The organism is Nonomuraea mesophila, assembly GCF_004352805.1.
Lineage (GTDB): Bacteria > Actinomycetota > Actinomycetes > Streptosporangiales > Streptosporangiaceae > Nonomuraea > Nonomuraea longispora.
In genome coordinates this window covers 1-24,129 of sequence record NZ_SMLD01000097.1, presented here as the reverse complement: position 1 = coordinate 24,129, position 24,129 = coordinate 1, and the positions used below count along the sequence as shown (strand labels likewise).

The 24,129-nt window shown below is 72.5% G+C and carries 21 protein-coding genes; 6 read left to right on the top strand and 15 right to left on the bottom strand.

All coding sequences use genetic code 11. The features are described 5' to 3' along the window. Positions 1-318 precede the first annotated feature (318 nt). A complete protein-coding gene (locus tag E1295_RS30020) occupies positions 319-1,563 on the top strand; it encodes a threonine synthase (RefSeq protein ID WP_132635144.1) in 1,245 nt (414 codons plus the stop codon). A 43-nt stretch (positions 1,564-1,606) separates the two neighbouring features. On the opposite strand, the gene E1295_RS30015 is transcribed toward E1295_RS30020, so the two are convergent. The 6 genes from E1295_RS30015 to E1295_RS29990 form a co-directional block, all read right to left on the bottom strand. Continuing rightward, positions 1,607-2,836, bottom strand: coding sequence for a sensor histidine kinase (locus tag E1295_RS30015; RefSeq protein ID WP_132635141.1), 1,230 nt, complete (start codon positions 2,834-2,836; stop codon positions 1,607-1,609). Further along, positions 2,833-3,522, bottom strand: a complete 690-nt coding sequence (locus E1295_RS30010; protein ID WP_220448964.1) for a response regulator transcription factor — start codon at positions 3,520-3,522, stop codon at positions 2,833-2,835. Before E1295_RS30010 ends, E1295_RS30015 begins: the two co-directional genes overlap by 4 nt. A gap of 92 nt (positions 3,523-3,614) precedes the next feature. Then, positions 3,615-4,940 carry a cation:proton antiporter gene (locus E1295_RS30005; protein ID WP_132635139.1) on the bottom strand — a complete coding sequence of 442 codons (1,326 nt, stop codon included), beginning with the start codon at positions 4,938-4,940 and terminating at the stop codon, positions 3,615-3,617. 13 nt (positions 4,941-4,953) lie between these two features. Further along, the gene (locus E1295_RS30000; protein WP_132635136.1) at positions 4,954-6,258 is read right to left on the bottom strand and encodes a cytochrome P450; all 1,305 of its coding nucleotides are present in this window, start codon (positions 6,256-6,258) and stop codon (positions 4,954-4,956) included. Further along, a complete protein-coding gene (locus E1295_RS29995; protein WP_132635133.1) occupies positions 6,252-7,295 on the bottom strand; it encodes an alpha-hydroxy acid oxidase in 1,044 nt (347 codons plus the stop codon). The genes E1295_RS30000 and E1295_RS29995 overlap by 7 nt, the downstream gene beginning before the upstream one ends. After that, a complete protein-coding gene (locus E1295_RS29990) occupies positions 7,295-8,857 on the bottom strand; it encodes an NAD(P)-binding domain-containing protein (RefSeq protein ID WP_220448963.1) in 1,563 nt (520 codons plus the stop codon). Before E1295_RS29990 ends, E1295_RS29995 begins: the two co-directional genes overlap by 1 nt. A 135-nt stretch (positions 8,858-8,992) precedes the next feature. Between E1295_RS29990 and E1295_RS29985 the strand changes: the two genes are divergently transcribed. Together E1295_RS29985 and E1295_RS29980 are read left to right on the top strand one after the other, a co-directional pair. After that, entirely contained in the window at positions 8,993-9,736 is a 744-nt protein-coding gene (locus E1295_RS29985; protein WP_132635130.1) for an SDR family NAD(P)-dependent oxidoreductase, read from the top strand. A gap of 90 nt (positions 9,737-9,826) precedes the next feature. Continuing rightward, a complete protein-coding gene (locus E1295_RS29980; RefSeq protein ID WP_132635127.1) occupies positions 9,827-10,699 on the top strand; it encodes a hypothetical protein in 873 nt (290 codons plus the stop codon). 16 nt (positions 10,700-10,715) lie between these two features. Here E1295_RS29980 and E1295_RS29975 read toward each other — a convergent pair whose 3' ends face one another. Genes E1295_RS29975 through E1295_RS29965 form a run of 3 tightly spaced genes read right to left on the bottom strand, consistent with a single transcriptional unit; the run spans position 10,716 to position 15,953 of the window. Further along, positions 10,716-13,928, bottom strand: coding sequence for an ATP-binding protein (locus E1295_RS29975; RefSeq protein ID WP_132635124.1), 3,213 nt, complete (start codon positions 13,926-13,928; stop codon positions 10,716-10,718). Next, the gene (locus E1295_RS29970; RefSeq protein WP_166427469.1) at positions 13,925-15,226 is read right to left on the bottom strand and encodes an oxygenase MpaB family protein; all 1,302 of its coding nucleotides are present in this window, start codon (positions 15,224-15,226) and stop codon (positions 13,925-13,927) included. The genes E1295_RS29975 and E1295_RS29970 overlap by 4 nt, the downstream gene beginning before the upstream one ends. Before the next feature lie 22 nt (positions 15,227-15,248). Then, positions 15,249-15,953: a Crp/Fnr family transcriptional regulator gene (locus tag E1295_RS29965; protein ID WP_132635118.1), complete on the bottom strand. Its 705-nt coding sequence runs from the start codon at positions 15,951-15,953 to the stop codon at positions 15,249-15,251. A gap of 182 nt (positions 15,954-16,135) precedes the next feature. On the opposite strand from E1295_RS29965, the gene E1295_RS29960 reads away from it, so the two are divergent. Continuing rightward, positions 16,136-16,708 carry an RNA polymerase sigma factor gene (locus tag E1295_RS29960; protein WP_132635115.1) on the top strand — a complete coding sequence of 191 codons (573 nt, stop codon included), beginning with the start codon at positions 16,136-16,138 and terminating at the stop codon, positions 16,706-16,708. Between the two features lies 1 nt (position 16,709). Here the strand turns inward: E1295_RS29960 and E1295_RS29955 are convergent, their stop codons facing one another. The 3 genes from E1295_RS29955 to E1295_RS29945 all read right to left on the bottom strand — a co-directional run bounded on the left by E1295_RS29955 (position 16,710) and on the right by E1295_RS29945 (position 19,834). Next, entirely contained in the window at positions 16,710-17,975 is a 1,266-nt protein-coding gene (locus tag E1295_RS29955) for a hypothetical protein (protein ID WP_132635112.1), read from the bottom strand. Between the two features lie 168 nt (positions 17,976-18,143). Next, positions 18,144-18,563 (bottom strand): hypothetical protein, encoded by a 420-nt coding sequence (locus E1295_RS29950; RefSeq protein ID WP_132635109.1) that lies wholly within the window; start codon positions 18,561-18,563, stop codon positions 18,144-18,146. A gap of 110 nt (positions 18,564-18,673) precedes the next feature. Next, entirely contained in the window at positions 18,674-19,834 is a 1,161-nt protein-coding gene (locus E1295_RS29945) for an alpha-hydroxy acid oxidase (protein ID WP_132635106.1), read from the bottom strand. A gap of 106 nt (positions 19,835-19,940) precedes the next feature. Between E1295_RS29945 and E1295_RS29940 the strand changes: the two genes are divergently transcribed. Further along, entirely contained in the window at positions 19,941-20,588 is a 648-nt protein-coding gene (locus E1295_RS29940; RefSeq protein WP_132635103.1) for an HD domain-containing protein, read from the top strand. Here E1295_RS29940 and E1295_RS29935 read toward each other — a convergent pair. From E1295_RS29935 to E1295_RS29925, 3 genes are all read right to left on the bottom strand, one after another. Continuing rightward, the gene (locus tag E1295_RS29935; protein ID WP_132635100.1) at positions 20,529-20,792 is read right to left on the bottom strand and encodes a DUF4031 domain-containing protein; all 264 of its coding nucleotides are present in this window, start codon (positions 20,790-20,792) and stop codon (positions 20,529-20,531) included. The two genes, E1295_RS29940 and E1295_RS29935, sit on opposite strands and share 60 nt — an antisense overlap. Before the next feature lie 69 nt (positions 20,793-20,861). Then, the gene (locus tag E1295_RS29930; RefSeq protein WP_132635097.1) at positions 20,862-21,626 is read right to left on the bottom strand and encodes an HAD family hydrolase; all 765 of its coding nucleotides are present in this window, start codon (positions 21,624-21,626) and stop codon (positions 20,862-20,864) included. An 18-nt stretch (positions 21,627-21,644) separates the two neighbouring features. Further along, complete coding sequence (locus tag E1295_RS29925) at positions 21,645-22,823, bottom strand: cytochrome P450 (RefSeq protein WP_181958063.1); 1,179 nt, start codon at positions 22,821-22,823, stop codon at positions 21,645-21,647. A gap of 418 nt (positions 22,824-23,241) precedes the next feature. Here E1295_RS29925 and E1295_RS29920 point away from each other — a divergent pair. After that, positions 23,242-24,129: hypothetical protein (locus tag E1295_RS29920; RefSeq protein WP_132635092.1), on the top strand; the 888-nt coding region annotated here is incomplete at its 3' end.

Below are 24,129 nucleotides of genomic sequence, written 5' to 3'. Positions count from 1 at the left end.
CGCGCATGGGCATGCGAGGGCGACGCACGACATTGCGTACCGACTTACGTGAGTTGAGTTGCATGACACGGTTGGTTTAATGCGTGTTTCGTGCGAAATATAAGCTCGTGGGAGCGCTCCCGCAAGACCATATTCCGCCAGGCGGAATAACGGACCACCGGGCGGTGGGTGCTCTGAGCGCCCGCGCTGCCCCTCACGGGGACACCGCACCCTGGCCCCGCCGCGTGCGGGAGGAGCCCGCCGTGACGCCGCCGCACGTGCCCTTTATGGTGCGACCGGAGACATGGTTGCGAACGAGCCGAAAGCGAAGGAGCACGTGTGAGTTTCAGCCGGCTGACCCACCTCGAATGCGGCAGGTGCGGAGCGGTACACGACAGCGAACAACCGCAGAACCTCTGCCTGACCTGCGGGTCGCCGCTGCTCGCCCGGTACGACCTGGCGGCGGTCCGCGCCTCGCTGAGCCCTGCCGACCTGGCGCGGCGCGGACCAGACCTGTGGCGCTACCACGAGCTGCTGCCGGTCAGGGACCCCGCGCACGTCACCACGCTGGGCGAGGGGATGACGCCGCTGCTGCCGATGGCCCGCTACGGCGAGCGCATCGGCCTGCCGCGGCTGCTGATGAAGGACGAGGGGCTGATCCCCACCGGTTCGTTCAAGGCCCGGGGCGCCGCGGTCGGCGTCTCGCGGGCGGCGGAGCTCGGCGTCGAGCGCCTGGCGATGCCGACCAACGGCAACGCCGGCGCCGCCTGGGCCCTGTACGGCGCCCGCGCCGGCCTGGCCGCCACGGTCGTCATGCCGGTGGACGCCCCCGAGATCACCCGGCGCGAATGCGTGGCGTCGGGCACCGACCTGCACCTGGTGGACGGCCTGATCAGCGACGCCGGGCGGATGGTCGGCGAACTGGTCGCGGCCTCGGGCGGCCGGGTCTTCGACACCTCGACCCTCAAGGAGCCGTACCGCATCGAGGGCAAGAAGACGATGGGCATCGAGATCGCCGAGCAGCTCGGCTGGCGCCAGCCCGACGTGATCCTCTATCCGACCGGCGGCGGGGTGGGCCTGATCGGCATCCACAAGGCGCTGAACGAGCTGCGCGAACTGGGCTGGATCGGAGGCTCACCGCCTCGCCTGGTCGCCGTGCAGGCCGAGGGATGCGCGCCGATCGTGCGGGCGTTCGAGGCGGGTGAGCGGGAGAGCCGGCACTGGGACGGCGCGCGTACGGTGGCGTTCGGCATCAACGTGCCCAAGCCGCTCGGAGACTTCCTCATCCTGGAGGCGCTGGCGGAGACCTCGGGCACCGCGGTCACGGTCACCGACGCCGAGTTGCTGGCGGAGCTGCGGGAGGTCGCGGCTCTGGAGGGGGCGTTCGTCTGCCCTGAGGGCGCGGCGGCCTTCGCCGCGGCCCGCAAGCTGCGCGCGTCCGGGTGGATCGGCCCGGACGAGCAGGCCGTGGTGCTGAACACCGGCGCCGGCCTGAAATATCCGGGCACCGTCCCCGTGGACGCGCCGGTCCTGGGGGTGGACGCGCACCTGCCGCCGCGTGCCCGCGGTGGCGGAGGGGCATGAAACAGCGCGTCGCGATCGCGCGGGCGCCGGCCGTGGACCCCCCTCAGGCGGGCTCGCGGGCCGGCGGCCGGCGAATGCGGGTCCTGGTGCGGTCGGCGGGAAGGCGGACGGTGAAGGCCGCGCCGTCGCCGGGGACGCCGTCCGCCGTGATCGTGCCGTGGTGGTCGTCCACCACCTCCCGTACGAGCGCCAGGCCCAGCCCGAACCCCGTCCCCACGAACCGCTTGAAGAGCCGCTCGGCGTCGCCGGGGTCCAGGCCCACGCCGTCGTCCCTGACCGTGAGCTGCACCATGGACTGATCACGGCGGAGCGTCACCCAGATGTGGCCGCCCATGCTCGTGTGACCGAGCGCGTTGTCCAGCAGGGCCGAGATCACCCGGCGCAGCGCGGACTCCACCCCGCGTACGACGTGACCGCCGGGCCCTTCGAGGCGCACCTCGATGCTCACCCCCTGGACCTCTGCCCTGGCATGCTCGGCCGCCGCCAGGTCCGCGGCCAGCGCGGCCAGGTCCACCGGGCCGAACGGGCGGCGCGTGCGCTGGAACTGCGCGGAGTGCAGAAGATCCTCGACCACCTCGCCCAGCTGCCGGGAGCCGGCGACGAGCTGGTCCACCTCGCCGATGAGCAGGATCGGGTCGGTACCGCCGCGCAGCCTGCGGGACACGAGCTGGGCCCGGGTGTGCAGGCGGGTCAGCGGGGTGCGCAGCTCGTGGCTGACGTCGGCCGCGAAGCGGCGCTGGCGCGACAGCGCCTCGCCCAGCGGCGCGATCGCGCGGCGGGAGACGACCTGCCCGACCAGCACCGCGGCCAGCAGACCCGCGACCTCGGCGCCGCCGAGCGTGCGCAGCAGGCGGGCGCGTTCGGCGGCGTGGTAGCGCAGGTCCATCACCGCCTGCACGACGGCGTCGCCGCGCCGCTGGGTGCGGATGAGGTAGGCGCGGCCGGCCACGTCGACCTGCGCGACCGACGGCCTGCCGCCCGCGGCGACCCTGTCGAGGGCCGTACGCACCGGAAGGGAGGCGGGCGCGCCGGGGGAGCCGCGTACGGCGCCGCCGGGCAGCAGCTCGTACAGCCACACGCAGGGCGGCGGGTAGGCGATGTTGGCGCTCGTGGCGGCGGCGGCCAGGTCGCGCTCGGCCGCGGTGCTCTGGGCGTGCAGCATGAAGCAGTAGACCAGGGCGCCGACGAGGGCGAGCAGCGCGGAGATCGCGCCGGCCACCTGCACGGTGAGCCTGCGCCGGGCCCGGACCAGCAGCCGCCGGTCGGGGTTCACAACGTGCCCAGGCGGTAGCCCACACCCCGCACGGTGCACACCACGTCGGGCCCCAGCTTGCTGCGCAGGTAATAGACGTACGTGTCCACGATCGATTCCTTCTTCGCGCCGTCGAAGACCCGCTGCCGGAGTGACGTGCGGGTGTGCACCTGCCGGGGGCGGGTGGCCAGTGCGCTGAGCAGCCGGCACTCCTGGCCGGACAGCGTCACCAGCTCACCCGTCGGCAGCCGGACGAGCTGGGATTCCGCGTCCAGCCAGCCCTCGCCGAGCGGCAGCAGCCTGGCCTGGTCGAGGTGCCTGCGGTGCAGGGCGCGCACCCGGGCCAGCAGCTCGTCCACGTCGAACGGTTTGACCAGGTAGTCCTCGGCGCCCGCGTCGAGCCCGTCGACCCGGTCGGAGACCGAGCCGAAGGCGGTCAGCACGAGCACCGGGGCGGTGACCGCCTGCCGGCGCAGCCGGCGTACCAGGTCGATCCCGTCGAGGGAGGGCAGGCCGCGGTCGACGATGAGCACGTCGTACGTGCGGCTCAGCCCCAGGTGCAGCCCGCGCTGCCCTTCGTGGGCCAGGTCGACCGTGTACCCCTCGTCGGAGAACAGGTCGACCAGCATGCGCCCCAGCTCGCGGTCGTCCTCGACCAGCAGCAGCCGACGTGAGGATAGGTCGGCCTTACCCGATGTCCCAACCACGAGCCAACCGTTACATCACCTTCCGGGAATTTCCAGACGAATCGGATCATTGGCGGCGCCAGGAGAACGCCGCACCACGCCTACCTGCGCGATCATGACGAACTGGATCCCGCGTCCACCGGTTCCCGCTCGAAACGTTCAGCCTTGTTCCGCTGTTCGAGACGGTCGGGCAGGGCGAGTTTGTAGAGCGGCAGCGCCCCCGCCGTGGTGATCACGGCGACGAGGACGAGCATGGCGAACAGCTCCTGCGTGATCATGCCCTGCGCCAGCCCGATGTTGATGAAGATGAGGATCATCAGGCCGCGGGCGTTCATCAGCGCGCCCACCGCGTACGACTCCCGCCAGCCGAACCCCAGGCCGCGCATCGCCAGCGCGCACCCGAAGTACTTGCCGCAGAACCCGGCGAGGAGGATCAGCCCGAACGCCAGCAGCATCGCGACGCCGGTGATGCCGCCGAGGTGGGTGTTCAGCCCGGAGAAGGTGAAGAACACCGGGAGCAGCAGCGTCGAGACGACCTCCATCATGCGGCCGTGCAGCACCTCGCGGAACTTGGCGTCACGGGGCATGGCGAGGCCGGCGAAGAAGCCGCCGAAGACCGAGTAGACGCCGATCCAGTCCGTCATCCAGCCGGCCGCGAGCGGCACCAGGATGACGACGTACATGCCGGTGGCACCCAGCTGGCCGGTGCGCGCGACGGTCCTGCCCATCGGGCGCAGCATGGGGGCCACCACCTTGAGCATCACGACGCCGAACGCGAGGGTCAGGCCGATGGTGGGCAGCGCACCGCCCGGGCCCGCGCCCAGATGCATGGCCGACAGGACGGCGAGCAGGCACCACGCCAGCGCGTCGTCGATGGACGCGCCGAGCAGGGAGAGCCGGCCGAGCGGGGAGTTCTCCAGGCCTCGCTCGTACAGGATCCTGGCCAGCATGGGGAACGCGGTCAGCGACAGCGCGCCGCCCAGGAACAGGGCGAACTGCAGCGGGCTGACGTCGGGGCGTGAGAGCAGGTCGTACAGCAGGAGACCGGCGGCGGCGCCGAGCAGCAGGGAAGGGACGACCCCCGAGGCGGCCAGCACGGACGCCTTACGGATCTCGCCCGGAGTCTGCGCGCTGTGGTCGAGGCCGGCGCCGACCAGGAACATGTAGAGGGTCAGCCCGATGGTGCTCAGCACGTACAGGACCGGCACGACCTCGGGCGGGAAGAGGGCCGCCTGCGCCTCGGGGAACAACCAGCCGAACAGTGTCGGCCCGAGCAGCACGCCGGCGACCATCTCGCCGAGCACACGCGGCTGCATCACCATCTGGGCGAGCCGGCCGCAGACGGCCGCCGCGATCAGGATGACGACCAGGGCGGGCAGGACCTTCAGGACGAGTGCGAGGTTCGGATCTGGAGCAGTGATGTGGACGAGCAACGGCATGTCGGCTCTCCGCTCAGTGGTCGAAGTGGCGCTCGCACAGGCGCTGCCTGCGTGCGTCCCACACCATGTAGGTGCCGAGGACGAGCTGCACGAGGCTGCGCCAGACGTCCTCCCAGCGGTCGCGGACGCGCATGTAGGCGAGCGCGGCGCGCGGGCGGCGGGAGGAGCGCAGCGGGGTGACCAGGCACGGCCCCCTGTTGGGCATGGAACGGGTGTGGGCGGCGGTGGAGTCCAGGGTGTACCTGTGCAGGATCTCCCTGACCGCCACCCGCATGGCGATCGGCGCCAGCCGCCAGGCGGGGCAGGGGCGGTTGGCGGCGATGCCGAACGGGATGTGGTTCAGCTCTCTGGCCGGCCGGGTGAAGCGGTCCGGGTCGAAACGGTCCGGGTCGGTGAAGCCGGCGCGGTGGAAGTCGGGGTAGTTGAAGCAGAGCACGGATCCGGCCGGGATCGTGGTGTCCCCGTCCAGGGCGATGTCGCCGGTGGTGACGCGGTGGGCGATGCCGAACAGCGGATAGAGCCGGAACGTCTCGTCGATGACGCGGTCGAGGTGGCGGTCGTCGCCCTCGCGCGCCCGCCGCTGCTCGTCCGGATGCCGGGCGAGCACCATCAGCACGTGCGCCATGGCCTCCGACAGCTGGACGACGGCGGTGTTGAAGAAGGCGCCCTGCAGGTAGTACGCCTGCTCCTCGGGTGACAGGCCGGACGGCAGCGGGACGCGCACCCGGTTCAGCCGGCCGAGCAGATAGCGGGTCAGGCGGTGGCGCCGCTCCATGTGCCGCAGGCCCGTGCACTTCAGCGCGGTGACGACGTCGTCGGCGTTGCCGACGATGAGGTCGCGGGCCTGCCGCGGGCACGGCTCGGCGAAGACGAGCTCGTACGAGAACTCCGCCCACAACGGCATCATCAGGTCGCGCAGGCGTACCAGCCCCCGCACGTCGCCGAGCGTGCGGGCCACGCAGCGGCGGGTCAGCTCCTCGGCCTCGGCGCGCGGCAGGGCGAGCAGGCCGCGGGTGGTCCGCGCGACGGTGTCGTAGCGTTCGCCCGCCTCCAGATGTTCCTGGTGCATCTCGGGGCCGGGCGACAACCAGTACCAGAACAGGTCCGACAGCGCCGCGCCTTCGCTGCGCCCGGAGGCGGCGGGATGCGCGTAGACCTCCTTGAACCGGTCGACGCCGACCAGGTCGCCGGGGATCTGGATGCCCTCGTCGCCGTTGATGCGGGCGAAGAGCCGTACGCGCAGCGCCACGACCTTCGCGGGCAGCCACCAGGGCAGGCTGAGCACGAACACGATCGCCAGCACGACGGTGATCAGCATGGCCGGCGCACCAGGGCCGGGCCGAGCTCGTCGACGGAGGCGCAGCCGCACAGCGCGAGCGCGTTCTCGACCTCGGCGCGCAGCAGGGCGAGCACGCGGGCCACGCCGCGCTCGCCCCCGGCGGCCAGGCCCCAGAGCACCGGGCGGCCCACCGCGACGGCGGCGGCGCCGAGCGCGAGCGCCTTCAGCACGTCCGTGCCGCGCCTGACACCGCCGTCCAGCAGCACGGGCAGCGCGTCGCCGACCTCGGCCACGATGTCCGGCAGCAGGTCGATCGTGGCGGGCACGGTGTCGAGCTGCCGTCCCCCGTGGTTCGACACCATGATCGCCGCGGCGCCGTGTCCGGCGGCGAGCCGGGCGTCGGCGGGATGCGTGACGCCCTTCAGCACGATCGGCAGCGAGGTCATCTCCCTGAGCGTGCCGAGGTGCTCCCACGACAACTCCGGCCACATGACGATCGGCCGCACCCGGTCGCCGTCGCGCAGGTTCTCGCAGCGCAGCCCCCCGGGCAGGTCGTGGAAGCCGTGACGCAGCTCCCGATCGCGCAACCCGAGCGCGGGCGAGTCCACGGTGACGACCAGCGCCTTGCACCCGGCCGCCTCCGCGCGGCGCACCAGCGTCTCGGTGAAGGCCAGGTCCGGCTGGACGTAGAGCTGGAACCAGAGCTCCGCCCCTGGCGCCGCCGCCGCGACGTCCTCGACGGCGACGGTGGACGCCATGCTGACGATCATGATGGTCTCGGCGGCGGCCGCCGCCCGCGCGGTCGCCCGTTCGCCCTCGGGGTCGGCGAGCAGGTGGAAGGCGGTCGGCGCCACCAGCACCGGCACGGCCGCCCGGCTGTCCAGCAGCCTCACGCCCGTCTCCAGCTTGCCCGCGCCGCGCAGCACCCGGGGCAGCAGGGCCAGCCGCCCGAACGCCGCCTCGTTGGCCCGCACGGTCACCTCGTCACCCGCGCCGCCGGCGAAATAGTCGTAGTGGGCGGGGTCGAGGCGTTCACGGGCCACGGCCTCGACCTCGCGCAGGGACCAGCGCTCCATCAGACGGCGACGGAGGAGGCGGTCCGGCGGTCGAAGAAGGCCCGCAGCGGCTCGACGTGGACCTCCGGCGAGTCCCACTCGTTCTCCAGGTTCTCCGTGATGTGGTGGGCGACGGGCGGTTCGCCCGGAACGTGGTGCCGTACGACGGGATGCAGGTAGTGGCCCTCGTGGGCGCGGGCCGCGTCGCTCTGGGCGATGCGGCCCACCTCGATGTCGAAGGGGTCGACACGGTCATGGCCGGGGCCGTACTCCAGGGTGACCGTGAAGTGGCCGCGGTCGCCGATCGGTGGTTCCTGCAGGTCGTACGGCACCTCCTCCATGTAGGAGGCCCCGTCGCCGTCCACCACGATGACGTCGGCCAGCGTCGCGAACTGCTGCCACAACGCCGACGTGCGGTTGACGCGCTCGATCACCGCCGCCGCCAGCGCCGCGGGGGTGGCGGGCAGCTTCCTGGCGGGCCACGGCACGGCGTGGTGACGCGACTCCAGGATGCGGTGCAGCGCGCGCACGCCGTACCGGAAGCCGTGGATGAAGCCGCTGGTGCCCCGCTTGAAGTCGCGCGACTGGGTCAGCGTGCCCGCCACGTAGAGGCCCGGCACGTTGACCGCCTCGTACGCGGGCGTCAGCGCCGGGAACCTGCCGCCGACCGTCAGCTCGGGGCGGCACTCGGCGTCGAAGATGGAGGCGTCGAAGCGGAACCCGGTGCAGACGATCACCCGGTCGTACGGGATGTCCTTGGTCACCTCGTTGACCCGGGCGAACGACACGGTCACCAGGTAGGTGCCGTCGGGCTGCCGCTCGATCCGCTTCACGTCGCCGTCGAGCAGGGCGTTCTGCGATTTGAGCTGGTAGGAGTCGAGGAAGTTGTTGTTGACCGCGCGCAGGTGGCCGACGAAGTGGGTGCGCCAGGCCATCCGTACGGAGCGCGGCCCGGAGACATGGATCACCGCGGCCGTCTCCATCAGGTTGTCGGCCGTCTCGAACGCCGAGTTGCCCTTGCCGATGATGAGCACGCGCTGGTTCAGGTAGCCGGACGGGTCGGTGGGCGCCGTGCCGTACGTCTCGGCCGTCTCGATGCCCGGGATGGGCGGGACGTTGGGGAGGGACACGCCGGTCGCGACGATCACCCGCCTGGCCTCGTACGTGCGGCCCGACGCGTCGCTCACCTGGAAGCGGCCTGCCTCGCGGGTGACGCCGACCACCCGGGAGTCGTAGGAGATCCGCAGCTCGAACGCCCGTGCGTAGTCCTCGAGATAGCGGACCAGGTCGTCGGCGTGCGGGAAATAGCGGTCGCTGTAGCGGGTGAACAGCAGATCGGGGTCGTCCGACAGCAGCGAGTTCCAGTCCTGCCGCAGGTTGAGCTCCGGGTCGTCCGTTCCTGTGTGCTTCTTGTTGATCGAGATGAGCGTGCGATGACGCGGGAAGGTGCGGAAGAAGTGGCCGGCCGCCGGTCCCGCCTCCAGGATCAGGTAGCTCCGCCCGGCCCGGTGCAGGAAGTGCCCCAGTTGCAGGCCCGCCGGCCCCGCGCCGATCACCAGGTAGTCCAGGGTGTTGTCCGGCACTGACGCCTCCGTCACGACGAAGTGGTTGAGAGGACAGTGTGGGCGGGTGATTCTCAGAGAAAGCTCAGAGAGGCCCCGGCCCGGGAGGGGAACCGGCCCGGGGCGCCCTGGCGGCGTGCTGCTAGGGTGCGGCGGATGAGCGGACGTGGAGTTCTTGTCACCGGCGCGTCGCGAGGCATCGGACGCGCGATCGCGGCGGCCTTCGCCGCCCAGGGAGATCGGGTCGCGATCCACCACCGCGACTCCGCGAAGCAGGCCGAGAGCCTGCTCGGCGGGCTGCCGGGCGAGGGGCACACGATCGTCCAGGCCGACCTGGCCGACCCCGGCGGCGTGCGGCGCATGGCCGACGAGGCGGCGCGGGCGCTCGGCGGCATCGACGTCCTGGTCAACAACGCGGGGCTCTTCCTCCACCACCCCATCACCGAGATGACCTACGAGCAGTGGCAGGAGGCCTGGCGGCGCACGCTCGACGTCAACCTGACGGGCGCGGCCAACCTCACCTGGTGCGCGGTCCGGCACATGCCCGCGGGCGGCAGGATCGTCAACGTCTCCTCGCGCGGCGCCTTCCGCGGCGAGCCCGACAGCCCCGCCTACGGCGCGAGCAAGGCGGGGCTGAACGCCCTCGGCCAGTCCCTGGCCGTCGCGCTCGCCCCGCGCGGCATCGCGGTGGCCACGGTGGCGCCCGGGTTCGTGGAGACCGACATGACGAACGAGCACCTCAAGGCGCCGCGCGGCGACGCGATCAGGTCGCAGAGCCCGTTCGGGCGGGTGGCGCGGACGGAGGAGATCGCGGCGGCCGTGGTGTACCTCGCCTCGCCGTCCGCCGAGTGGGCCAGCGGTGCGGTGCTCGACCTGAACGGCGCCTCATATCTCCGCTGACAAGCCACCCCAATCCCCATGATCTCCGCCGATCGGGCGGTTATTGTGAGTTTCTCAGGACACTTCGGAACTCACTTCCAGGGAGACGGTGTGGCCAAGGGGTTCCTGTACGCGCTGGCATCCGCCGGGTGCGCGACGCTCGTAGTGGTCGGCTTCGTTCTCTACGTCACTTTCGGACCAGGTCTCCTGTTCCATGCCCTGCTGCTGGCCCCCATCGTCCTGTGCGGGCTGGTCGTCGCGCACGACGTGCTGACCCACCGGGCCGTCGGCGCCAAAGAGCGGCTGCGGCTGGCCCGTGAGCGTGACCGCGTCCGGCGTACCGTCGACCTCGTCACCGACCCCGCGCTCACCGACGTCGAGCGCCTGGCGGTGATCGACTGCTTCATCCCCGGGCTGGGACGCGGCCCGGCGCGCTCGCCGTACCGTGACCGGTTCGTGGTGGTGGACGAGCTGTCCCCGTCGTCACGCGCCCTCCTCGAACGGGCCAGAACGGCTGTCATGGCCGTCTACACCTCCCAGGTCATGCGGCGGCGGCTGCTGGACGACCTGGCCAACGGGACCCTGCTGCCGCGGCAGCTCTGGGAGATCGCCATGCTCCTGCGGGTGCAGACCCACCTGCAGGAGGAGCAGGACAAGGCCCGCGAGGGACGCCTCACCCCCGAGCTGCTGACCGTGCTCGAACCCCAGCAGGAGGCCCTGCGCCGCTCCGTCGCGTCGGTGACGGCCAGGGTGGAGTCGCTGGAGCGCTACGCCGAGCGTGTCCAGGAGGCCGACGCCGCCCTGCGGGCCATGGACGCGCTGGGCAACAACCACAAGTACCAGGCGCTGCTGGCCCACACCGACGACGCCGAAGGGCTGCGCGAGCTGGAAATCCAGGGCGACACGCTGCAGGAGACCCTGGCGAGGAGCGTCCGCGACGCCATCGAGGCGGGCCACACCCTCCAGCCGGGCCCGCCCGCCTGACGCCGCCTGTGTGCGGTCAGGCGAGCCGGCGTTCCAGCAGGAGCGCTCCGCGCCCCGCCAGCAGCGAGCCGCACCATTCGCGCAGGTCCGCCGGCTTCGGCCCGCGTACCTCGCCTTCGCTCCCGCCCAGCAGGTCGGCCCAGTCGAGCAGGGATTCGGCGAGCATGAGCGGCACCCCGCACCGCTCGTGCACCTCGGCCGCCGCCTCGAAATGCTCGGCGGCCCGCCGCGGATCGCCCATGGCGACGCGCAGGTGCGCCAGGTAGTGGTGGCCGCAGTGGTGCGCCACCGTGCCGTGCCCGAACGTCTCCCCGTCGGCGGCCAGCGCGTCGTACAGCTGCCCGGCCAGCTCGGCCCGCCCCAGCCGGCACGCGGCCACGGCCAGGTTGTCGAGCGCGGGCCGGTAGGCCATGGTGCGCGGCGGCTCGGCGCCCTGGTCGGCGAGGATGCGGTCGAGCAGCGCGGCGGCCTGCTCGTCGCCCAGCTCGCACAGGAACCGCAGCACCGCGTGCACCGGGTCGACGCGCGGCGCCTGCGCGGCCCGCCGCAGCCGCTCGCCCAGCTCCCACAGCCGCCCCTGCAGCCGCCGGATCTCGCCGATCTGCTCGGCGTAGATGGCCACGGCCTCCAGGCGGCGGCCGATCTCCGAGCCGAGCCGCATGGCGGACTCCGCCTCGGCCTCGGCCTGCGCCAGGTCGCCCTGCATGAGGGTCAGCCCGGCTCTGGAGTAGCCGATGACCCAGTTGAGCTGCGGTTGCGCCAGCCGCCGGGCCAGCACGTCGGCCTGGTCGAGCAGGTTCGCCGCCCTGGCCGCGTCGCCGCTGTCGAGCACGGGGGGCGTGCGCTGTACGTACGCGTGGAACAGCGCGAGGTCGTCGCCCGTCCTGCGCGCCGCCTCCAGCATCTCGTCGCCGTCGCGGTGGCGCTGGTGCAGCGGGTCGGCGGGGATGATGGTCAGGCTGCGCAACCCCAGCACGCCGGCGAGCGTACGCGGGTCGCCGGACTTGCGGGCCAGCGCCACCGCCTCGTCGCTCAGCGCGAAGCGCCGCTCGCCGTCGGGCGCCCAGATAAGCTCCGAGGCGAGCTGGGCGGCCAGCAGCGCCCTGGTGCTGATGTCGGTGGAGTCGACCAGCCGGCGTGCCTCGGTCAGCAGGGCGATGCGCTGGGTGTCGGGCGCCGCCGAGATGGTGGAGAAGCCGCGGTCGCCGCCGAGCGCCGCCATGACGATCAGGTCGTCGCGGCCGCACTCCCTGGCCAGGTCGGCCGCGCGTACGAGGGTCTGCCTGGCCTCCGGGTCGCCCGCCAGCCACATCGCCCTGCCGCACTCCATGAGCAGCTCCGCGCGCCGCTCCCGCGTGGCGCCGGGGAAGTCGCCGAGCAGGTCGAGCGCCCGCTGGTACCAGGTGACGGCCTCGCGGTGGGCCAGCCCGGTCAGCGCGTGCTGCGCCGCGCGCACCGCGGCCTCGGCCGCCGCGCTCACCCGGGCGGGGTCGCGGCCGTGCGCGGCGGCGGCCAGCAGGTGGGCGGCCACGACGTACGGCCGGGACTCCATGGCGTCCGGGTCCGTACGTGACAGCGCGTCGGCCACCCGGCCGTGCAGCAACCCGGCGCGCGGCGCCGACAGGTTGCCGTAGAGGGCGTTCCTCGTCAGCTCGTGCGAGAAGTGGCAGGAGCCGTCGTCGGACACGCTGACCAGGCCCGCGCCCATCGCCTCCTCGACGGCGGCCACGAACCGCGCCTCGTCGATGCCGAGCCCGGCCCGCAGCTCGGCCGGCTCCATGCGTTCGCCGACGGCCAGCAGGTTGACCAGGTCACGCGCGTCGGGAGGGAGCTGCGCCAGGCGCGCCACCACCATTCTGGAGACCGAGTCGGGCACGGCCAGGGCGTCGAGGTCCTTGCCCGCGGCCAGCTCCCTCACCACCTCGCTGACCAGGAACGCGTTGCCGCCCGTGATGCGGTGCAGCTGCTCGGCGTCGCCGCGCGTGCGCAGCTGCGCCAGCGCGTGGCCGACCTCGTCGAGGCCGAAGGCCGGAACCGGGATGACCTGGCTCTCCGCCGTCACCCTGTGCAGCTCCGGCATGGCCGACTCGACCGGCAGTGGCCGCGACATGGCCAGCACGAGCAGGGGCAGGGAGTCGGCGTCCCACATGAGGGCGTTGAGCATCTGCAGCGACTCCAGCGTCGCCCACTGCAGGTCGTCGATCACCAGCAGCACCGGCCGCACGGCGGCCAGGCGCTCGATCAGCGTACGGGCCGCGGCCATCAGGTGATAGCGCTCCGAGACGGGCTCGGTGGCGGGCGGCACCTCCAGCGACAGCGGCGGCGCGGCCAGCGACGGCGCGAGCCGGACGAGCTGGCCGCACTGCTGGTCGACCCCGGCCCGCAGCAGCAGCGCGGGTGAGGTGCGGGCCAGCCGTTCGACCGCGCCGGCGATCGGTTCGTACGCCTGCCGCGCCGGATCCGTGCACCGCCCCGCCAGCACGGTGAACTGCCGTTTGAGCGCCCGCCTGGCGACCTCGGAGGCCAGCCGCGTCTTGCCGACCCCCGGCTCGCCCTGCAATATCACCAGCGAGCTGCCGAACTCCGCCGCCGCCAGCTCGCTCTCCAGCGCCCGCAGCTCCTCGTCCCTGCCGACGAACGGCAGCACGTGGCCCTCGTCCAGCCACGGCGCCAGCCCGCCGCCCTGGTGGAGCTCGGCGCTCTGCCAGTGCAGCTCGTACGTGTGCAGCGGCTCGCGCAGCCCCTTGCCGGGCAGCCGGCCGAGGTCCTTGAACTCGTGCCGGCCCCGCCCCTGCGCCAGCCGGCGCACCAGGTCGGTGCAGAGCACCTGACCGCCCTCGGCCACCGCGACCAGGCGGGCCGCCTCCACCGTGGGCAGCCCGCTGACGTCGTCGCGTCCCCAGCACACGTCGCCGGCGGCGAGCGCGGCCCGGATGGAGATCTTGTCGGGGGCGCGCTCGTTCTCGTCGGCGACGGCCTGCTCCACCGCGATGATCGCGTCGAGCCCGGCCGTGGCCGAGTCGAACACCGCCATCAGCCCGTCGCCCAGGCTCTTGGTGAACGTCGCGCCGCCCGCGGTCACGACGGACTGCAGCAGCTGGTAGAGCCGGCGGAAGACGACGTTGGCCCGCTCCTCGCCCAGCCTGACGCGCAGGGCGGTGGAGCTCACCACGTCGGTGAACAGGATGGTCGCGGTGGTGAGCGCGCCGGGCGCGTGCGGGGGAGTCACGCGCGCGGCCCTGCCGGCGTGCGCTTCCTGAGGGCCCGCGCGGGCGCGCGCAGCCTGCCGCGCACGTCACGGCGGAGCGCGCGGGTGGCCACCGCGGGGCGTGACTGCCTGATCCGCCAGGCGCGGGCCAGCTCCCCGGGGATCTGGAACGCCGCGGGCCCGTCGGAGTGGCGGTCGATCAGGGCGATGACGATGTGCCGTCCCGCCTTGCGCGTCAGCCACCGGGCCACGCCGTCGACCGGCCCGGCCAGCCAGGAGTGCCGGTGCGCCGAACGCGCCGCCGCGAACAGGGCGGCGAACCACCATGCGGGCTTGGGCACCTGCAGCAGCTCGGGCACCTGGTCGGCGCGGTGGGCGGCGTCGCGGAAGACCCAGTGCACCAGGCTGCGCGGCAGCTTGCGCCAGCCCAGGGGCATGAACTCCTCCATCTCCGCCAGCAGCGTGGCCATCAGCCTGCGGCCCTCGTCGCTGGACTCGTAGAGGCGGCCGAGCCGCTCGCTGACCGGCTCGACGTCGGCCAGCGTGAGCGGCGCGTCACGGCAGGCCTCGACGCCCATGAGGTGGCCGACGACGCTCCACGTGTACAGGTGGGCGGCGCGTTCGTCCTCGGTCAGCACGACGCCCATGCGCTCCAGCGCCTCCCACGTGACCACGGAGAAGTCGAAGATGGTGGCCAGCAGCAGCTCCTGGTTGACCGGGGGCCCGTAGCGCGCGGTGTCCCAGCGATCGGCGTAGCGCTCGTTGACCACCGCCCGCACGAACGAGTGCAGGATGCGCAGCCCGATCGCCGTGGTGTGCCCGGGGCCGCCAGGCCGCAGGCCGGCGGTGGCCCGGAGGCCCATCACGTCGATCAGCATCTGCCCGGTCTCCGCCACCCGCCGGGTCAGGCCGTGCGTGGCGAGCCTGGAGACGCCGGCCAGCACCTTGGCGCTGGACACCTCGACGTACGCCATCGGCAGGCACTTGCAGAACAGCGCGGCCGACTGGTAGAGCCCGTAGTCGGCGAACACGGCCTGCCCCTTGGCCAGCTGTGCGGCGTCGTCACCCCAGTCGGGCGGCTCCATGGCGAAGTCGATGGCGTCGAAGATCTCGGAGGCGGGCGGCTCGCCCGAGGTGGCCCTCGCCGCGCGCTTGGCCTCCCCCAGCTCGGCGACCACGGCCTTGAGCAGTTCCAGCGGGCCGCCCCCTTCCGGCCGGGCCGCGAGATAGTCGGCGACGACCTTGTCGATGTCGGGGTCCGCCTGCTGCCTCAGCTGCCGGAACCGTTCCTCCGGCCAGCGCTCGTCCTGTTCGGTCATGTGCCGCGTACTCCAGATTCGGTCAGAGGCCGCCCCGTTTGCGTAGAGCGGCGACATCCAGCAGCGTGATGGTCCGGCCTTGGACGGCGATGAGGTTGCGCGACACGAGCGACTGCAGCGCCCGGTTGACCGCCGGTCGCGACGCGCCGATCAGCGCGGCCAGGTCGGACTGGGTCAGGCCGGGCATCTCCACCACGCCGTCGGCCTGTCCGTGTTTGTCGGCCAGTTGCAGCAGCAGCTTCGCCAGCCGCCCGCCGAGATCGAGGAAGGCCAGGTCGGCCGCCTGGTCGGTGAGCCTGCGCACCATGTGGCCGAGCATGCGCAGGAACTCGTCGGCCAGCCCCGGATGTTCCCGCATCAGCTCCAGCAGCCGCGCCCTGGGCAGCGCGAACACCCACGCCGGCCGCGCGGTCACGATCGACGCCGAGCGCGGCGAGCCGTCCAGCAGGGCCATCTCGCCGAAGGTGTCGCCCCTGCCCAGCATGTTGAGCACGATCTCGTCGCCGTGCTCGGTCGTGAACACCACCTTCACCAGGCCGTCCAGCAGGACGTACAGGGACTCTCCCGGGTCTCCCTGGTGGAAGATGATCTGCCCCGAGCGGTATCTCCGCGCCGGCCCGGCCCGCGCCGTGCTCCGGATGCCGCTCTCCCCGAGCACGCGGAACAAGGGGATCTCCGCCAGCACGGCGGCGATCGCCTCGACGTCGTGAGGGAGCTGCCCTTTCATGCAAGAACTTTAGGCCGCATTCGGCGCTTGGACAGGGAGCCGCCGCCGTTCCCAGGAATGTGACGAGGAACACAGCCGTACTGTGCCGTCCGGAACAGACCGGACAGATCGCTCGGCGCACGGTGGACCTGCCGGACGGGAGTGGCCCCCCGAGTACCCGGGCCGGCAGGGAGTAGACGAACATGCACGTGGAGACCATCGAGCGTCCCTGCACGGCGTCGCTGGTGTCGGCCGCGCAGGACGGCGACGCGGCGGCGTGGGAACGGCTGATGGAGGAGTTCAGCCCCATGCTGAAGGCCCGCATCCGCAGGTTCAGGCTGAGCCACGAGGACGCCCAGGACGTGCTCCAGACCACCTGGCTGCTGGCCTGGCAGAACCTGAAGAGCGTGACCGACGGCCAGCGGATGGCCGGCTGGCTGGCGACCATCGCCTTCCGCGAGTGTCTCAAGCTCACCAGGCGGACCAAGGAGATCTGCACGCCCGACCTCGACTCGCTGGGCAGCACGGACGACGTCGACAGGGAACTGGCCAGGATCTGGCTGGCGGGCACGCTGGAAGAGCTGGTCGAGGAGCTGCCCGCCGCGCAGCGGGTCCTGTTCAGAGCGCTCACGGAAACCTCCGAGCCGCACTACGTGGACGTGGCACGCAGGCTGGGCAGGCCGGTCGGGAGCATCGGGCCCACCCGAGCCCGCTGTTTCGCGAAGTTGCGCGGGCTGCTCCAGGCCAGGGAGATCACCCGCGACTTCCTTGACTGACTCACTTCGCGTCCGGGCCGAGCGGGATCGCCTCCAGGAACGGCTCGAAGTCGAAGTGCTGCATCTCGTACGCGTCGGGATCGCTCTCCGACGGGTAGCGGTAGACCCTGCGCGGCCGGCCGAGCCCGGGATTGCCGGCGAACATGCCGCTGATCGCCTGGGGGACCAGCCCGCGCTTCATCTCCTCCGCCAGCCCCTCGGCGATCTCCTTGGCGAACGGGGCGTCGTAGAGCGCCGGGACGGTCTGGTAGACGCGGAAATAGCTGACGATGAAGCGCATGCGGTCGCGGTAGGACACCCAGTCGGTGACGCCCGCCATGGACGCCTCCTGGTCCTCGGTGATGAACTCCTCGGCCAGCTTGCGTACCTTCTCGTTCCGGATCGGCGCCCACACCTCGGCCAGGTCGACGCCGGCGGGCGCGGTGAGCGGCCGGCCGACCCTGACGTCGCTGAGCGGCGTGCGCACCGCGAACATGTGGCGGGTGTAGAGGGACGACCATGCCGACTCCAGCAGGCGCGTCAGCCACGGCTGGTCCTCGTGCCGCGCGCTGTAGAGCCGGAACCTGGGGAAGGGCCGCCGGGTCACCAGCGAGCGCAGCGAGCGCCACGACACCCGCGTCAGCCACCTGACCGGCCGGTAGAGCACCAGCTCCAGGGCCTTCTGCGCGCGGGCCTGCTCGTAGGCGGACAGCGCGATGTTGGCGCCCAGCATCAGCTCGGCCCTGGCCGCCGGGTCGTCCTCGTGGCGGGCCTCGACGAGCAGCTGCGCGGCGTCCCTCAGGTAGCGTTCGTCGGCCTCGGCGAGCAGATCGGTCAGGAACCGTGGTGGCGTCGGCGTCAGGCCGGACCCGGGGCTCACCCTGAGATAGCGGTCGGGGGTGTCGTTCCACAGGTTGACCGCGAGGCTGGCCGTCTCCAGGAAGATGGCCCGGTTGGCCAGCGCCAGCCCGAGCTGGTAGCTGGGGCCGAGCAGGGTGAGCAGCGCGGCCCTGAACAGCCGCTTGAACCGCTGCGGCACACCCAGCTTGCGGCCGACGTCCTCGATGAAGGGGGAGCCGGGGCCGAGATCGAGGCTCTCCCCGACCGCCTTGGACGTCCAGGTGGCGTAGCAGTACCAGTTGGTGGCGTCCTTGCCGAGGTGCGCGGCCAGGTCGCCGGCGACCCGGTGGTAGCTGTAGGCGATGACCATCGCTTCGAGCGCCGGGCTCCGGTCCTTGTAGGCCGCGATGCGCAGCACGTCGTCCGCGGTCATCGGAGTGTCGGACATGGGGTCTCCCGTGTTGCTGGTCCCCTCGCCGCGAGGAGCGTGCTCCGGCGGCGTCGGATAAGGTCGGCGGCCGGCTCTGCCCCGTGGCCGCCAGCCAGGAGCGTAGAAGCCGCCACTTGCGACGGGCTTGCAGACGAATCGTCGGTCCACCGCCCGGGCGGGCGTGCTCTAGTCCAGCACCACGATCTTGCTGAGGACGACGAATCCGCCGAGCGCCCCCGCGGTGCCGGCGGCGGTCGCCGTGGTGAGGTTGACCACGAGGTCATAGGTGCCGGGGCCGAGCCGGCCGCGCATCGGGACGGAAGCGGTGTACCGGCCCGACCCGGGGGTGAAGGTCAACTCCATGGGAGGGGACGGATGCCGTGACCCGCCGTCCCCCGGCCCGTCGGCGATGATCTCCAGCTTCCAGCGTCCCGCCAGCCAGTCGACCAGCTCACCGGTGACCTCCCAGCTCACGTCCACGGTCCAGCCCTCGCTGCGCCCCACGACCTTCGTCGGTTGCGCACCCGGATCGACAACCTGACCGTGCAGAGCGCCGGTCAGCTGCTCGGCCGGCACTTTCATCACGTGGAACTCCCCGGTCGCCATGTCGCTCTCCTCTTCTCGGGGCGGCGCCCCGTGCGAAGGTGCAGAGTGATGGCAGTGCTGGGGAAATACGCACCCTTCTGGTGATGAATGACGGACTTTCGTCCGCCCGCTCAGCGCAGGCGGACCGCGTCGGGGCCCAGCTCGGCGACGTCGCCGACGCCCAGCAGCTGCAGAGTGCGTACGAGCTCGGCGCGCAGCAGGTCGAGCACCCTGCGCACGCCCGGTTCGCCGCCCGCCATCAGCCCGTAGAGGTAGGCGCGGCCGATGAAGCATGCCCTCGCGCCCAGCCCCACCGCGGCGGCCACGTCCGCGCCCGTGCGCACGCCTCCGTCGAGGAAGACCTCGGTGCGGTCGCCGACGGCGGCCACCACCTCGGGCAGCAGCTCCAGCGGCGTGGGGGCGCGGTCGAGCTGGCGCCCGCCGTGGTTGGACACGACGAGCCCGTCCACCCCCACCGCGGCCAGCTCCTTGGCGTCGTCGACCCGCTGCACGCCCTTGACCAGCAGCTTGCCCTGCCACGCCGACCGGATCCAGCCGAGGTCGCCGACCGTCACCGAAGGGTCGAACATCAGGTTCGTGATGCCGGCCAGGTCGTCGGGAGCGCCGTCCACGGTGGCGAACCTGAGCGGCTCGCTGGTGAGGAAGTCGAACCACCACGCCGGGTGGCGTACCGCCTGCAGCACGCTGCGCCAGCGCAGGGACGGCGGGACGGTCAGGCCGTGGCGCACGTCGCGCAGCCGCGCCCCCGCCACGGGCACGTCCACGGTGACCACGAGCACGTCCATGCCGGCTTCCCGCGCCATGGACAGGACGTCCAGGTTGCGGGCGCGGTCGCGGACGACGTACAGCTGGAACCAGTTCCACCCGCCGGGGGCGGCGGCGGCCACGTCGCCGGCGCTGGTGGTGCCCATGGTGGACAGGGTGTAGGGGACGCCCGCGCGTTCGGCGGCCCGCGCCACCGCCGGCTCACCCTCGCGGTGCATCATGCGCGTGAAGCCGGTGGGGCCGAGCACGACCGGCATCGCGATCCGCCGCCCCAGGATCTCGACCGCGGTCGGAGCCTCGGCGACGTCGCGCAGCACGCGGGGACTGAACTCCACCCGCTCGAACGCCTTCACGGCCCGCGCCATCGACCGCTCGCCCTCGGCCGCGCCGTCGACGTAGTCGAACACCATCCGCGGGGCCCGCCGCCTGGCCAGCAGCCGCAGGTCGGCGACGTCCGCGGCACCCGCGACGCGCTGGGACGGGGACCAGCGGGGCCGTCCGGGCATGACGGCGCGCAGCTCCCGCCAGCGGGGCAGGCGCCGAGGCTGCTTCGGCGTGCTCTCGATGAGCAGGACGTTACCAAACGAACAGGGACGATCCGCGTACGGTGGGATGGTGATCGACGACTGGACAGCGCTCGCGGGCCGCTCGGCCGCGAGCCTCGCCACCGGGGCGGAACTGGTCGCCCGCTGGTCGGAGCCGCACCGCCGCTACCACACCCTCGGCCACCTGGCCGCCGTGCTGGCCGCCGCCGGCCGGCTGGCCGATGAGGCGGACGACCCCGAGGCGGTGCTGCTGGCCGCCTGGTTCCACGACGCCGTCTATGACGGCAGACCGGGCTGGGACGAGGAGCGCAGCGCCTGGCTCGCGCAGTCGAGGCTGCCCAGGTGCGGCGTGCCCGCCGCCCGGGTCGCCGAGGTGGCCAGGCTGGTGCGCCTGACGGCCGCCCACGACACGCTCGCCGCCGGCGACCGCAACGGGGCCGTCCTGTGCGACGCCGACCTCGCCGTGCTCGGCGGCCCGGACTACGCCGGCTACGCCGCGGCCGTGCGCGAGGAGTACGCCCACGTGCCGGGCGACCTGTTCGCCAGAGGGCGCTCGGAGGTGCTGCGCCGGCTGCTGGCGGGGCCGTCCCTCTACCGGACGGCGAGGGCGCGCGCATGGTGGGAGGAGGCGGCCCGCGCCAACCTGGCCGCCGAGCTATCGGCGCTTGCGGCGGCGCAGTCCCGCGGCGACGAGCCGCTGGAGCAGCTCGCGTGAGCTGACCGCCTGCGCGCCCAGCGACACCGCGCGGGCGTGCACGGTCTCCGGCACGTCGTAGTGATCACGGTCGAACGCCCGCTCCGGCACCCCGAGCCGCAGCGCGAAGTCGTGCAGCTCGCTCAGGGAGCTGTCGCTGACCAGGTGCGACCACATGAGGCCGCGCGGCCCCGGCCAGTTGGGCGGGTCGATGAGGACGGTCACGAGCCTCAAGGATAGGAGCGCGACCCGGCCGGGCCGCCAGCAGGCCCCGCCACCGCGAAGTACGGGAAGTCAGCTCCGGACGGGCGGCACCCGGCCCCGCACGGCCAGCTCGCCCAGGTCGGCCAGCACGAACTCGGCGCCGTGCGCGTGCAGCTCGGCCCCGCCGTCGCCGGCGACCGCGATCACCAGCCCGAACCCGCCCTTCCTGCCCGCCTCGATGCCGGGCAGCGCGGACTCGACCACCGCGGCCTTGGCGGCGGGCAGGTCGAGGCGGCGCACGGCCTCCAGGAACAGGGCGGGATCGGGCTTGCCCGGCAGGTTCATCAGGGCCGCGTCGTTGCCGTCCACCAGCAGGTCGAACAGGTGCGTGACGCCCGCCGCGCTCACCAGCCTGCGGCCGTGCAGGCTGGCCGACACGGCCGCCGTACGCGCTCCCCGCCGCCGCAGCTCGTGCAGCAGCGCGACCGTGGAGGGGAAGGCGGCCACGCCGTACTTGTCCACCTGGGCCAGGAAGACCCGGTCCTTGGCCAGGCCGAGCCCGTGCACGGTCGGGGCGCCGGGCTCGTCGTCGGGCGCGCCCTCGGGCACCGTGATGCCGCGCGCGGCCAGGAAGGTGCGGATGCCGTCGAGCCGCGGCCGCCCGTCGACGTGGCGGAGGTAGTCGGCGCGGATGTCGAACGGCGCGGAGCGGCCGCGCAGGAAGGCGTCGAAGACGTGCTTCCAGGCGGCCGCGTGCCCCCTGGCGGTGTCGGTCACCACGCCGTCGGTGTCGAACACGACGGCGCTGATCACCGCCAGGTCGATGACGGGCTCGTACGCGCTGCGCTCGTTCACAGTGCGAACGTAACCGCTCTACCAGGCGACGGGTAGCTCTTTGACGCCGTAGACGATGGCGAGTTCCCTGAACGGCACTTCGCCCGCCACCCGGAGGCCGGGGAAGCGGCGCAGCAGCGCGGGGAAGGCGATGCGCATCTCCATCTGGGCCAGCGGCGCGCCGATGCAGCGGTGGATGCCGTGGCCGAAGGCCATGTGCGAGCCCGCGATGTCGCGGCCGGGGCGGACGACGTCCATGTCGTCGCCCAGGCCGGGGTCGCGGTTGGCGCCGGTGAGCGAGCAGAGGACCATCTCGCCCTTCTTGATGGGCACGCCGTGCAGCTCCATGTCGTCGCGGGCGAAGCGCGGGAAGGCGACCTGCACGACCGTCATGTAGCGCAGCAGTTCCTCGACGACCTCGTTGATGTAGCCGTCGACCTCGCGCACCTTGGCGGCCTGCTCGGGGTTGCGCAGCAGCCAGAGCGTGCCGAGCGCGAGCATGCTCGTGCTGGTGTCGTGGCCGCCGGTCAGCAGGCCGTCGGCCATGCTGGCGAGCGTGCGGTCGTCGAGCTCGTCGCCGTGGTCGCGCAGCAGCTGCCCGAGCAGCCCCTCGCCCGGCTCCTGGCGCTCCCTGGCCACGAGGTCCGTGAGGTACGTCATCGCGTCGTTGATCGCCTGCAGGGACGCCTCGGGGCCGGCCGTGAAGTCGAAGCGGTCCTTGCTGAGCTTGACGAAGTCGGCGCGCTCGTCGTACGGGACGCCGAGCAGCTCGCACACGACGAGGGACGGGATCGGCAGCGCGAACTCCTCGACGAGGTCGACCGGCATGCTCTCGGCGCCCTTGGCCTCGATGCGGTCGAGGGCCTCCTCGACCATGGCCGCGATCCGCGGCTCCAGCCTGCGCAGCCGCCGCACCGTGAACTCGGGCGTCAGGAACTTGCGCAGCCGGGTGTGCTCGGGCGGGTCGCGGAAGCCGAGGCCGCCCGGGTCCTCCTGGTTGGAGCCGAGCCCGATCACGCCGGCGAAGTCGTTGCTGAAACGTTCGTGGTCGCCGAGGACACCGCGCACGTCCTCCCAGCGGGTGACCAGGTAGACGGTCTGGCCGCCGGGGATCTCCATCGGGAAGACGGGGTGCTCGGCGCGGATGCGGCCGAGCTCGCCCACGGGATCGAACCCGTCACGCATGAACTGGACGAGAGGGAACTCGTTGTCTGCCATCGATATCCGTCCTGCTGGGATACATCACACCATGTCGGGATAAACCCCTCCATAGATGGTCCCATCCGGAAAGGCGGCTGTTGCCCTCCGAAAGGAGGAATTTATCTCTCGACCGGCCGGGTGCGCCCCCACCCTACGGTCAGGTCGCGCACGGGCCCGCCGCCTCGGGCGTGCACCTTATGTGACCGCGCGGTCACCCGATTCTGGGCTGGACGGATCGTCCGTACGGCGGTGGGGGAGGGCCGCCGGGGCGTCGCCGGCCGCGTTGCTGCGGATTCCGGAGCCGATCAAGCCCCGGAACTGGGGTGAAAGCTGGGCAAAATGGGGCGGCAGATGCCGTTTGGCGTACAAGATGGCGACATTCTGCGATGATCTCGTCGCGTAGAGCCGGAGTTAGAGCCCCCACGGATAGTGACTGATGCCGACATTCGAGGAAATAACAGCCTTCGTCACAGAGAAGCCGCTTGCCGCCGCTGTCATCGCGCTGCTCAGCCTGGCCGGGCTCGCGCTGGCGTTCCTGGTCATCAGGGTCGTCTGGCGCGCGGTCGCCTGGTTGTTCACCCGATACGTGGCCCCACGTCCCGTCGAGGACGTGCTGACCATCGTGGCCGCGTCCATCGCCACCGGCGTGTCGGCGCAGGGCATGTGGCGCTTCTCCGGCGACGTGCTGGGGCTCGACGGGCCGCTGCGGCTGCTGCTGTTCGCGTTCATCGAGGTCGCGATCATCACCTCGGCCGTACGCGCCCGCCGCAACATGCGCGAGAACTTCAGCGCCGGGATCGACGGCATCGCCGTGTGGGCGCTGACCTGCCTGACCGCCGTCCTGTCCAGCATGGACGCGCGCAGCGTGCCCGAGGCGCTGTTCCGGCTGGCCGCCCCGCTGGTGGCCGCCTGGCTGTGGGAGCGCGGCATGGCCATCGAGCGCCACCGCATCCGCGGCACCGGCCGCATCAACTGGCGGCTGACGCCCGAGCGGCTGCTGGTCAGGATGGGCCTGGCCGAGGTCAGCGACCGTACGGCCAGCGAGGTCGACGCCCACCGCAGGCTGACCCGCGTCGCGCTGGCCGCCAAGCGGGCCAAGGCGCTGCGCGAGGGAGGCGCGTCGGAGAGGAAGGTCCGCGCCGCGCTGAGCAAGCTCGACAAGGCCATGGACCAGGCCGTCGAGCACACCGGGCTGGCCGTGGACGCGAGCCGCCAGGAGGCCCTGCTGGCCCAGATCGCCGCCCTGTACAACACCTCCGCCCTCATCGACGCCGACCCCCGCGTCCCCTGGGAGCCCGAGGCCGACCACCAGCCCGTGCCCGCC